Origin of the sequence: Lachnospira hominis (ex Liu et al. 2021) (assembly GCF_014287955.1) — a bacterium.
In the GTDB taxonomy this organism is placed as follows: domain Bacteria; phylum Bacillota; class Clostridia; order Lachnospirales; family Lachnospiraceae; genus Lachnospira; species Lachnospira hominis.
Map to the genome: position 1 here is coordinate 86057 of NZ_JACOPD010000007.1, position 12839 is coordinate 98895.

Consider the following 12839-nt stretch of genomic DNA (forward strand, 5'->3'; position numbering starts at 1 on the left):
CCCGCCTTTTATAAAAGATTAAAATTTGTGGAAATGAGGTAATGTATGGATAAATACAATATTGTGATGCCGCAGGAGGTTAAGGATATAATAAAACAGATAGAGGCGGCAGGCTTCGAGGCATTTGCTGTCGGTGGCTGTGTCCGTGACTGTATTCTTGGCAGAACACCGCAGGATTGGGATATAACGACATCAGCACTGCCTTCACAGATAAAAGAAATATTTGCAAGAACAATAGATACAGGCATACAGCATGGAACTGTTACCGTGATGATAGGCAAAACCGGTTATGAGATAACTACATACCGTATTGACGGGGAATATAAGGATTGCCGTCATCCTGAAAATGTCGAATTTTCATCAGATTTAAAGGATGATTTAAAAAGACGTGATTTTACAATTAATGCAATGGCATACAATGACAGCACAGGCCTTGTTGATGAATTTGACGGAATAAATGATTTGAACAAAGGTATTATAAGATGTGTGGGAGATGCAAAAGAGCGTTTTACGGAAGATGCTTTGAGAATGATGCGTGCAATACGATTCTCTGCCCAGCTCGGATTTGATATTGAAGAAAATACATACAATGCAATATCAAAGCTGTCACCATCAATAAGCCATGTCAGCATGGAACGCATACAGGTTGAGCTTGTAAAAACATTGTTGTCGGATAACCCCGGTTATGTAATGAGATTTTATGAGACAGGGCTGTTTAAATATGTGCTTCCGGATATCGGCCGGGTGCTTGGCGGAAGATATTCAAGAAATGCACTTACAATGTTGAAATTTTCTAAAAAACAGCCTGTTTTCAGATATGCAGCACTTCTTAACACGCTTGAACCGGAAAATGTAAGAAAGACGCTCAGGGAATTGAAACTTGATAATTATACGGTGGAGCATGTTACAAAACTTGTTGCTAATTCAAAAGTAACAATAGAAGAAAATGAACCGGCATTAAGAGAGGCAGTCCACCAATACGGAAGAGAACTCATACAGATGATGTTTGAGCATGAGGCGGCCATAATTGCCACAAAGGAAGAAATTACCGGTATAAAGCTTGCTGGCAAGAAAAAACACCTTATCGTTCTCAGGGCTATGTATGATGAGATTACAAAAAGAGGTGACTGTATCTGTATAAAAGACCTTGATATAACGGGAAATGATTTGATGGAATATGGACTTAAAGGTCCTGAAATAGGGAAGACACTCAATGAACTTCTTGGCGTTGTAATAGAAAATCCACGTCTTAATGATAAAGCAACACTTATAGCATTAATAGAACATCTTAATTAACTTTAGGGTATTTTTCCTCCACAGCTTTCATATGATAAGACAGACATATGGAAGTGTGGAGGTTTATAATGAATGAAAAATCACTGGATGTATTAAAACAGTATGATATAGATGTGTATAAAACTATGCGTGGAAGAGGAGGAATGCTGCTCTTTACAAATCAGGGAGTGAAGCTGTTTCTCGAGTGTAATCATCCTGATAAATATTATGAAAGAGAAGACATAATTACTAAAACCATTGCACATAATGGATTTATTAATGTTGATACATATATAAGAAATGCAGAGGGCGGGCTTGTGAGTGAGAATGAGGAGGATGGCAGACGGTATATACTGAAAAACTGGGTTGATGCAAGAGAGTGTAATGTGAATGATATTTCGGATATAGCGGCCGGTGTCTCAACGCTTGCAAGGCTGCATACATCACTTGATGAAGCGGCAGTGTGTTTCAGGGAGATGGATGTTAATCCTGTAGCAGAAAACATGAGGCTTGCGGATAATTATGTGCGTCATATGAAAGAACTGAAACAGGCATCCAATTATCTTAAAAATAAGAAAAAGAAATCTGAGTTTGAAAATATTGCATATAGAAATATAGGTTCATTTTACAGTGAGGCGGTGAATGCTGTCCGTAAAATGAGCGATGATAAATTAAAAAAACGTTTTTTGCAGGCACAGCTTAGCGGTGAACTTGTACATGGCAACTATACATATCATAATGTATGTTTTTGCGGAAGCACTGTATTTGTCACGAATTTTGAGAAGTGCCGCAATGAATGTCAGATAAGTGATTTGTACCAGTTTATGAGAAAAATTCTTGAAAAATATGAGTGGGATATTCAGACGGCATACAAAATGCTTGATGAATATGACAAAGTAAAACCGGTATCTGATATTGATTTGGAGCTTTTAGGAGTGCTTTTTTCATTTCCGGAAAAATTCTGGAAGATAATCAATTATTATTACAATATGAATAAGGCATGGATACCACCCAAAAGTGTTGAAAAACTGAAAGCAGTTACATCCGTAAACAGCCGCAGGCTGGAATTTCTTGCAAGTATAGGTGTATTGTGATAATATAGCTTACAAGTACGGATAGATTTTGAATTGGAGTACGTATGAACAAAAATGTATTTTTTAATATAATATATAAGGCAGTTTCCGTTATGATGATTGTTGTCATTTCTGTGTCAGGTCTTGTAGGCTGCGGCTCGAAAAAAACAAGTTCTGTCATACCGGGAAGCTCAATACTTCCGGCACCGACAAAGTCAATTACGGATGCACCTGTAAATGCAAAAACAAATGAAATTACAATAGAAGGTGTTTTGTCTTCATTAGATAAAGATGCCAAAAAGATGAGATTTGTTGAAAATTCATCAGGAATAGAATATGAAGTTCCATATACGGGGGGAACTGATATTCAGACAAAATATGGAACAAAGATAGCACCATCCAACATGAAGCCGGGTGAGATATACGAAGTTACATGTGATAAAAAAGGAACAGCACTGACAATCTACGGTGCAAAGGATGCGTGGGAAAGAACCGGGATTACAGGGCTTGATTTTGATGAAAGCACAAGAAAGATTACGATTGGTTCAACTAATCTTGTATATGCACAGAAATCGGTGATTTTGTCAGATAATGAAAAGATATCTATTTCCCAGATTGTAAAACAGGATACTGTAATATTAAGAGGTGTTGATAGTACGGTTTACTCAATTGTAGTTGATGTAGGACACGGATATATTAAGTTCACAGGAGTAAGTGCATTTGAGGGCGGATATGCAAGTATAGGAAAGAGCCAGCTTGTAGGTGTGACTGATAATATGCTTGTTACTGCAGCAACCGGAACATATGACCTTGAACTTGATGCAGGAACCATGAGCGGAAAGAAGACTGTTACGGTTGAGAAAAATAAAGAGACAACGGTTGATTTCAGTGAATATAAGCTTCCGGTTGATGAGCAGGGAGCTGTTAATTTTAAAGTTACTCCGTCAAATGCTGTCATGACGATTGACGGCGAGGAAGTGGATTATACAGAACCTGTTATGTTGAAATTTGGCAGTCATGTCCTGACACTGGCAGCTAATTATTATGAAGCATATACAGAGACATTTACAGTAAGTTCGGCTTATTCTACAAAAGTTATAGATATGACATCTAAGTCAGCCTCGACTAAGAGCAGCAGTTCATCAACGACTGCAGCATCAACAAGTGGTTACAAGGTAAATGTAACAGCACCTGCAGGTGCAGCACTTTATGTAGACAGCGTATATGTTGGAATTGTGCCGTGTTCATTTGAGAAAAAGTCGGGTACAAAGACTATAACTCTTACGCAGAATGGATATAATACAATTAGTTATTCTATTTCTATTGCCAACAGCAGCGGAGATTTGAATTATGCATTTCCGGATATGACAAAGAAAGAATAGAAGGAGGATAAATCCTCTCCTCGCTAGGAGACATAGTGCATCAAAGATGCACATTGGGATTTTTCTTTGAAAAACAAGGAGGATATTATGAATATACCGTTTTCACCACCTGATATAACAGAAGAAGAGATAGAAGCAGTTGCCGAGGTTATGCGTTCCGGCTGGATTACAACAGGACCAAAGACTAAGGAACTTGAAAGAAAGATGGCAGAATTTACGCATACAAACAGAGGTGTATGCCTTAATTCGGCAACATCATGTATGGAGATGGCACTACGCCTGTTTGAGATAGGACCGGGAGATGAAGTTATTGTGCCGGCATATACATACACTGCCAGTGCCAGTGTTGTATGTCATGTTGGTGCGACACTGCGTCTTGTGGATGTAGAAAAAGGAACATTCCACATTGATTATGCTGCGGTTGAGAGTATGATTAATGAAAATACAAAGGCAATCATACCTGTTGATCTGGGCGGTGTTATGGTTGATTACGACCGTATACGAGCTATTGTTGAATCAAAGAAGAGTCTTTTTAGACCTTCTTCAAAGATGCAGGAAGCATTGGGACATATTTTAATTCTTGCTGATTCTGCACATGGATATGGTGCTTCACAGAATGGAAAGATGAGTGGAGAATGTGCTGATTTTACAAGCTTTTCATTTCACGCTGTTAAGAATTTTACGACAGCTGAGGGTGGCGGACTTGTATGGAGACCTGTGCCGGGTGTTGATGATGAGGAGATTTATCATAATCTTATGCTTCTTACGCTTCACGGACAGTCAAAAGATGCACTTGCAAAGACAAAGTTAGGTGCATGGGAATATGACATAAAGGGACTTTATTACAAATGTAATATGACAGATATTCTTGCCGCTGTAGGCCTTGTACAGCAGAAGCGTTATAAGGGCCTTCTTGCGAGAAGAAAAGAGATTATTGAGCGTTATGATGAGTGGATTAAAGATGATGATATAATGACACTTAAACACTTTGATGGCGGTAATATTTCAAGTGGACATCTTTATCTTGTAAGAGTGCTTCCATATAATGAAGAAAAGAGAAATTCCCTTATAACAGCAATGGCAGAGGCAGGTATTGCAACTAATGTCCATTTCAAACCTCTTCCTATGCATACGGCATACAAGAACCTTGGATTTGATATAAAAGATTTCCCAAATTCATACGAGATGTATAAAAATGAAATTACACTTCCGCTTCACACATGTCTTACAGATGAGCAGACAGAGTATATCATTGAGAATTTTAACAGATTAAGGAAGATTTAATTATGGAGTTAAGACAGTGGAATGAGCTGCCTGACCGTATGAGAACGCGTGAGGTCAGAAAATATTATAATATAATCGCACAGCGAAGAGGCTGGTTTCGTGCAAAAAGGGTATTTGATGTCATAGTTTCATTAATAATGCTTGTATTTCTTGCAATTCCTATGGCAGCTATTGCAGCAATGATAAAGTTAGACTCAAAAGGTCCTGTTTTTTTCAGGCAGGAAAGAGTTACGCAGTATGGAAGAATTTTTAAGATTTACAAATTCAGAACTATGGTAAATAATGCTTCACGTATCGGAAGCCAGGTTACAGTGGCAGGTGACGCAAGAATAACAAAGGTTGGTAAATTTTTAAGAAAATTCAGACTTGATGAATTTCCACAGCTTTTAAATATAATAGCTGGTGATATGACACTTGTTGGGACAAGACCTGAAGTGCCGAAATATGTTAAGCATTATACACCTGAGATGTATGCAACACTGCTTCTTCCTGCAGGACTTACATCGAGGACAAGCATTGCATACAAGGATGAGGATAAGCTTTTGAAGGATGCAAAAAATGCCGATAAGACTTATGTAGAGCAGATTCTTCCTGTTAAAATGCAATATAATCTTGAAAGTTTAAGAAAATTTGGACTGGTTGATGACTGTAGCATTTTATGGAATACTTTTTATTCTGTAATCGGGAAGTAGGATTGGAGACATTATGTTTATTACAATGTGTGTAATTGCATATAATGAAGAAAATGCAATTGACAGAATTCTTGGCGATATAGCCGCACAGGATTACAATCATAATGATATGGAAGTTGTGCTTGTTGATGGGGCATCAACTGATAATACAAAAAAACATCTTGATAATTTCAAGGAAAAATACAAAGATGATTTCAGAAGAGTTGTGGTGCTTGATAATCCTAAGAGAACACTACCGTCAGGCTGGAATGTAGCACTCAGGGAATATAAAGGCGATGCAATCATAAAAGTAGATGCACATGCCGAGATTCCTAAGGATTTCGTGAGCAAAAATGTGTGTGTTCTTGAGAGCGGAGAGGATATATGCGGTGGACAGAGACCTGTGATTATAGACGAAGAGACTCCGTGGAAGAATACGCTTCTGCTTGCGGAGAGCAGCATGTTTGGCTCAAGTATAGCTCCATACAGGAACAATCCGGGAAAAACATATGTAAAATCAATGTTTCATGCTGCGTACAGAAGACAAGTTTTTGATAAGGTCGGTTTTTTTAATGAAAATCTTGCACGCACGGAAGATAATGAGATTCATTACAGAATGAGGGAAGCAGGATTTAAACTTTGCTTCGACCCTGATATTATCTCATATCAGCATATAAGAAGCAGTCTTCCTAAGATGTTAAAACAGAAATATTCCAATGGATTGTGGATTGGAAAAACAGCAAAAATATGTCCGCAATGTTTGTCATTATATCATTTTGTGCCATTTGCCTTTGTATCGGCAATTATAATGTCGGTAATCGGAACAGGCCAGAAAATATGTATGCCGCTTAACAGGCTTGCAAAAAAACTTACAAAGTTGATGTGGTCTGCTTATGGACTTCTGGCAGCAGTAATGTCAGCATTTTCGGTGATGAAAGCAGGCAAAAAGAAAAATATGACAAATGTGGCACTGCCATTTTTGTTTTTATTGCTTCATGTAAGTTACGGAGTTGGAACATTAAAAGGCTTACTTAGTAAGACTGATGGTGAAAGGAAATAGGAAAAGATATGGGAGATACAAGAAAAGACAGGATACAGCTCCTTGTAAGAAGAATTTTTTTGGTTATAACGGATATTATTCTCATAAATGGTTCAGTATTTCTTTCACTGATTATGCGTTTTGAGATAAATATAGCAAGTGTTCCGGAAGAATATATACAAAAGTACATTGTAAATGTTATTCCATTTACAATCGTGACGCTTATAATATTCTGGTGTTTCAGGATGTATCACAGTCTGTGGCAGTATGCAAGTATCGCAGAACTTTATAAAATTGTGGAAGCCTGCGTTGTTGCAGAGCTGGCACATCTTTGCGTGACATCTTTTATGGGATGGATGCTTCCACGTTCATGTTATTTTACATCAGGAGTATTTCTTATAGTTGCAATGAGTGCAAGCCGTTTTATGTACAGGCTTTTAAGGCAGCTTATTAATGAATACAGACATACCTCGGAACAGTTAAAGATAATGATTATCGGTGCCGGAGAGGCAACAAGTGTGCTAATGAGAGAAATTTCCAATTCGAGATACCTCGACAACTCAAAGGTGGTCTGTATAATAGATGACGATTTAGGAAAAGTTGGAAAGTATATCCGAGGTGTCAAAATTGTAGGTACAAGAGACCATATAAAAGAGTATGCAAGATATTATGACATCGATGAGATAATATTCGCTATTCCTTCAGCATCAACTAAGGATAAGAGGGAGATTCTTAATATCTGTAAAGAAACATCATGTAACTTAAAGATTCTTCCCGGCGTTTACCAGATGGTTGACGGCGAGATTAACATTAAGGATTTAAGAAATGTTGATGTTCTTGACTTGCTTGGAAGAGACCCTGTAAAAGTTGATATAGAATCAATTATGGGTTATGTTAAAGACAAGACAGTGCTTGTAACAGGAGGAGGCGGTTCAATTGGTTCCGAACTTTGCAGACAGCTTGTAAGCCACAAGCCGAAATGTCTTGTTATATTTGATATATATGAAAATAATGCCTATGACATACAACAGGAATTAAAAATAAAATATCCTGATGCAAATGTGGTTACACTTATCGGTTCAATAAGAAATACATCAAGACTTGAATCGGTATTTGAACAGTACAAGCCTGATATTGTTTATCATGCGGCAGCACACAAGCATGTTCCGCTCATGGAAGTAAGCCCTAATGAGGCTATAAAGAACAATGTTGTCGGAACATGGAATGTTGCAAAGATGGCTGATAAATATGGAGTTAAGAAGTTTGTTATGATTTCTACGGACAAGGCTGTTAATCCTACAAATGTAATGGGTGCAACAAAGAGAATCTGTGAAATGATAATCCAGTCATTTAATGAGAAATCAAAGACAGATTTCGTTGCTGTTCGATTCGGAAACGTGCTTGGAAGCAATGGTTCGGTTATTCCGCTCTTTAAAAGACAGATTGAGGCGGGAGGTCCTGTTACCGTTACACACCCTGATATCATCAGATACTTTATGACAATTCCGGAGGCGGTATCACTCGTCCTTCAGGCGGGAGCTTATGCCAAAGGCGGCGAGATATTTATTCTTGATATGGGTGAGCCGGTAAAGATTGACGATCTTGCAAAGAACTTAATACGTCTTTCGGGTTACACGCTCGGTGTTGACATGGAAATCAAATATACAGGTCTGCGTCCCGGTGAAAAGCTTTACGAAGAGCTTCTCATGAATGAAGAGGGCATGCAGGACACAGATAACAAACTTATTCACATAGGCAGACCAATCGAATTTGACAAAGAACATTTCTATGAAAAGCTTGAAGAGTTAAAAGAAATGGCATATGCAGAAGATTCGGCAGATATAAGAAAGAAGATTATGGAGGTTGTGGATACGTATCATCCGCAGACAAATCAGTAAATGATAAAGGTATTACAGGTTATTGAGGATATGGGATTAAACAGCGGTGTAAGCTCTATGCTGCTTAATTATTATAAGTATATGAATCATGACAAGGTTAATTTCGACTTTATAACATTTAAGCCTGTTCCGGAAGATGTAAAAGAATATTGTGAAAAAAATGATTCAATAATATACCAGGTAAGTGAATTATGTGGAAAAAATGTTATAAACGGAACTTTAAAAAAAGAAATTGAAAAAATAATTTCGGAACACAAGGGAGAGTATGACGTTATACATGGTCATGAACCAAATGCAGCATTTATATATTTTAAGGCAGCGAAAAAATATGGGATCGGATGTCGTATACTTCACAGTCATAATGCAAAAGGTGCTGACTTGGCAGTTAAAAAGTTCAGAAATTATATCCTTAACAACTATGGTCTTCTTTATGCAAATGTGAGATTCGCATGCAGCAAAAAGGCGGCAAAATACCTATATCATACATCAGAAGGCGTATGTATTATAAACAATGCCATAGATACATCATTGTTTGAATTTGATGAAAATGTAAGAAAAGAAACAAGAAAAGAATTGGGAATTGAAGATAAATTTGTTATAGGCCATGTTGGAAGATTCGCACCACAGAAAAATCACGAATATTTATTGGAAGTATTTGAAAAAGTATATGCAAAAAACAAGAAAAGTGTCCTGCTCTTAATCGGAGACGGTGAGCTTTTTGAAGACATAAAGCAGAAAGTCAGGGATAAAGGGTTTGAAGAAAACGTAATATTTACGGGAATAACCAATAATACGTCAAAATATATGCAGGCTATGGATTTGTTTGCGATGCCTTCAAGATATGAAGGACTTCCTGTTGTCTGTGTCGAAGCTCAGGCTTCGGGACTTGACTGTGTTCTGTCGGGTGAGATAACAAGAGAAGTTAAATTTACCGATAATGTTGGATTTGTTGATATAGGCAAAGAAAATATTGACAAATGGGTAGATGTTATATTAAAAAAAGAACAGTCGTTTAATGATAAACTGAATTCAGAAAAGAGACTACTCGGTGCACAAAATGTCAAAAATGCAGGGTATGAGATTTCAAGTCAGGCAAAAAGACTTGAAAAGATATATATTAGACTGGCTCACAGGTGTTGAAAGGCAGTGAATATGACAGAGAAAAAAGTAGTAATATTAATGGCAACTTATAACGGACAAAAGTATCTGAAATGTCAGCTTGATAGTATTATACAGCAGACATATAGAAATTGGCAGCTTATTATAAGAGACGATTGTTCAAAAGACAATACTGTAAAAATAATACAAGAATACGAAAAAAAGGACGATCGAATTAAAGTTATAGATAACGAGGGAAAGAATCTTGGGGCGATAGGTAATTTCTTTGAACTTATAAAAAAAGCACCGGATGCCAGCTACTATGCTTTTTCGGACCAGGACGATTATTGGCATGAAGACAAAATCGAAAAAGCAGTGGAAAGACTTGAACAGATGAGCAGTAAAAACGGGGAAAATATTCCGATTGCATATTGCGGTGCAAAAGAAATAACAAACGAAAAACTTGAGGTGACGGCTGTCAGTACATTTAAAAATCCCAGAACAGTATGGGAAAATGCTTTGGTAGAAAATTTATGTACAGGTTGTACATGTGTAATAAATAAAAAATTAAAAGATATGATACGTAAAAATCCACCTGCGTATACGGTTATGCATGACTGGTGGATATATTTGATTGCAACTTCGCTTGGAATGTTGTATTATGACGAAATACCATATATAAAATATAGACAGCATAACGATAATGCGTATGGAGATATTAACGACAAGACAAGTCTTTGGAAATATAGATTTAAGCAGTTGTTTTCAAAGCGTGGAGAGGTCTATAAGCAGATAGAAAGCTTTCTTGACATATATGGTAAATATTTGGATACAAATAAGAGAAAAACAGCACAGTTATTGGTTGCCTCAAAGAAAAATATTTTTTTGAGAATTAAGGTATTATGTATGAAGTCTGTTTTCAGACAGAATAAGAATGATAACAGGGTAGCCGCATTTCTTGTGCTTACGGGAAAACTTTGATAATATCACTGTAAGACAACAGTGAAATAGTCGCATGAAGAATGGAGATTAAGAAAGTGAACAGTTTAAAGTCGATTATTAAAGACAGAAAGATGATACTGCGTTTGGCAAAAAATGATTTTAAAAACAAATTTGCCGGTTCATATTTCGGATTAATATGGGCCTTTGCACAGCCGGTGGTTATTGTATCTATTTATTGGATAGTATTTGAAAAGGGATTGAGGTCAAGACCGCTCCCGGAAATGCCTGATTTTCCGTATTTGTTATGGCTCATAGCAGGTATGTGCCCTTGGTTTTTTTTGAATGACGCAATGAATACAAGTACGAACTGCCTCATTGAGTATGGATATATTGTAAAGAAAATGAAGTTTAACATAGATATAATCCCACTTATAAAGATTGTATCGGCAGCCTTTGTGCATTGTTTCTTTATTGTACTCGTACTTGCCATTTATATTGTGTATGGAAAGATTCCAACACCATATGCTTTCCAGATGATATATTATTCAATCGGTGTGTTCTGTTTTTCGGTTGCACTGGTTTATCTGACAAGTGCGATAAATGTATTTTTCAGGGATATGGCACAGATAGTGGGAATTATAATGCAGTATGCAATGTGGGTTATTCCGATTATGCTTTCTGAATCACAGTATCCAGCGTTTATGAGACCAATTCTTAAAATTAATCCAATGTATTATATTGTTGAAGGATACAGGGATTCTCTTATCCGCCATATTGGATTTTGGGAACATCCGTTGCAGACAGTGTATTTCTGGGCTGTTGTAATAATTATGTTTATTATAGGAAGAACGGTTTTCACTAAAATGAAACCGCATTTTGCAGATGTTATGTAATGTTCAAAGAGAAATATATTAAATATGCAGGTGAAAAGTATGGATTATAGTATAGAAGTAGAAAATCTCAGCAAGGTTTACAAACTGTATGACAAGCCTTCTGACAGATTAAAGGAGGCATTGTCTCCCGTGAAAAAATGTTATCATAAGGATTTCTATGCCTTAAAAGATTTAAGTTTTAAGATTAAACCTGGTGAGACAGTCGGATTTGTAGGAAAGAATGGTTCGGGTAAGTCTACACTTTTGAAGATTCTTACAGAAGTTTTAACACCTTCGGAGGGGAGTCTTAAAATAAATGGAAAAGTGTCGGCACTTCTTGAACTCGGGGCGGGCTTTAACGGCGAATATACAGGAATGGAAAATATTTTCTTAAATGGTACTATTCTTGGTTTCAGCCATGAGGAAATGGAAAAGCGTGTCGATGATATTGTAAAATTTGCTGATATTGGAGAATATATTAACCAGCCTGTAAAAACATACTCAAGTGGTATGTTTGTCAGACTGGCATTTGCTGTTGCGATTAATGTAGAGCCAGATATTCTTATTGTAGATGAGGCGTTGGCAGTAGGTGATGTCAGATTCCAGCTTAAATGTATGGATAAGTTCCTTGAATTTAAAGAAAAAGGAATAACAATACTTTATGTAAGTCATGATGTTAATTCAATCAAGAGATTCTGTAACAGAGCAATCTGGATAAATGAGGGACATCTTGAAGCCGACGGTGATGTGGATTTAGTTACTGACAAGTATCTTGATTATCTCAAGATGCTTGATGCGGCTAATGAGCAGGATGAAAAACAGCCTGAAGACGAAAATAGTAATAGCGAAAATGAAAAGAAAACTGACAGGAATCTTGAGTCATCGGTTGAGATTGCAGAAGTTGTCTCATTAAAGATTGAAAATGAAAAAGGTGAAGAAATAACAGAGATAGAACATGGAGAGAAAGTAAAGCTTACACTTACGTATTTTGTCAATGATACAACTATTAAGAAGCCGGTTGTCGGCATTGCACTTCTACGTCTTGATAATCTGTATGTGTGCGGTCTTAATACTCTTCTTGATAAGATTGATGTTCCATGGGAAAAAGGATACAATTCAGTTACTTTAACATACGATAATTTTAATCTTGTAGGCGGTGGATATTATTTTGATGTGGCAGTTTATGACCAGACAGCATCAGTACCATTTGATTACAGAACAAAATATAAAGAAGTGTTTGTTAAAATGGGATACATTGCGGAGGGAATTGAGATTTTACCTCATGAATGGAACTAGGCGGCAGTA

General features: G+C 36.9%; 11 protein-coding genes. All 11 read left to right on the forward strand.

Going from position 1 to position 12839, the window contains the following annotated elements:
• Positions 1-66 precede the first annotated feature (66 nt).
• On the forward strand, positions 67-1296 hold the full coding sequence (locus H8S01_RS10435) for a CCA tRNA nucleotidyltransferase (RefSeq protein WP_420323506.1): 1230 nt from the start codon (positions 67-69) through the stop codon (positions 1294-1296).
• A gap of 68 nt (positions 1297-1364) precedes the next feature.
• Positions 1365-2369: a hypothetical protein gene (locus H8S01_RS10440; RefSeq protein ID WP_021866480.1), complete on the forward strand. Its 1005-nt coding sequence runs from the start codon at positions 1365-1367 to the stop codon at positions 2367-2369.
• Positions 2370-2413: 44 nt separating this feature from the next.
• Positions 2414-3730: a PEGA domain-containing protein gene (locus H8S01_RS10445; RefSeq protein WP_186837153.1), complete on the forward strand. Its 1317-nt coding sequence runs from the start codon at positions 2414-2416 to the stop codon at positions 3728-3730.
• 87 nt (positions 3731-3817) lie between these two features.
• Positions 3818-5014 (forward strand): DegT/DnrJ/EryC1/StrS family aminotransferase, encoded by a 1197-nt coding sequence (locus H8S01_RS10450; RefSeq protein WP_186837154.1) that lies wholly within the window; start codon positions 3818-3820, stop codon positions 5012-5014.
• Between the two features lie 2 nt (positions 5015-5016).
• A complete protein-coding gene (locus H8S01_RS10455; RefSeq protein ID WP_186837155.1) occupies positions 5017-5706 on the forward strand; it encodes a sugar transferase in 690 nt (229 codons plus the stop codon).
• Between the two features lie 13 nt (positions 5707-5719).
• Entirely contained in the window at positions 5720-6745 is a 1026-nt protein-coding gene (locus H8S01_RS10460; RefSeq protein ID WP_186837156.1) for a glycosyltransferase family 2 protein, read from the forward strand.
• A gap of 8 nt (positions 6746-6753) precedes the next feature.
• Positions 6754-8622: a polysaccharide biosynthesis protein gene (locus H8S01_RS10465; protein WP_186837157.1), complete on the forward strand. Its 1869-nt coding sequence runs from the start codon at positions 6754-6756 to the stop codon at positions 8620-8622.
• Positions 8623-9762, forward strand: coding sequence for a glycosyltransferase (locus H8S01_RS10470; protein ID WP_186837158.1), 1140 nt, complete (start codon positions 8623-8625; stop codon positions 9760-9762).
• 12 nt (positions 9763-9774) lie between these two features.
• Positions 9775-10701, forward strand: coding sequence for a glycosyltransferase family 2 protein (locus H8S01_RS10475; RefSeq protein WP_186837159.1), 927 nt, complete (start codon positions 9775-9777; stop codon positions 10699-10701).
• A 56-nt stretch (positions 10702-10757) separates the two neighbouring features.
• Positions 10758-11555, forward strand: a complete 798-nt coding sequence (locus H8S01_RS10480; RefSeq protein ID WP_330605588.1) for an ABC transporter permease — start codon at positions 10758-10760, stop codon at positions 11553-11555.
• Between the two features lie 39 nt (positions 11556-11594).
• Positions 11595-12830 (forward strand): ABC transporter ATP-binding protein, encoded by a 1236-nt coding sequence (locus tag H8S01_RS10485; protein WP_186837161.1) that lies wholly within the window; start codon positions 11595-11597, stop codon positions 12828-12830.
• Positions 12831-12839 lie beyond the last annotated feature (9 nt).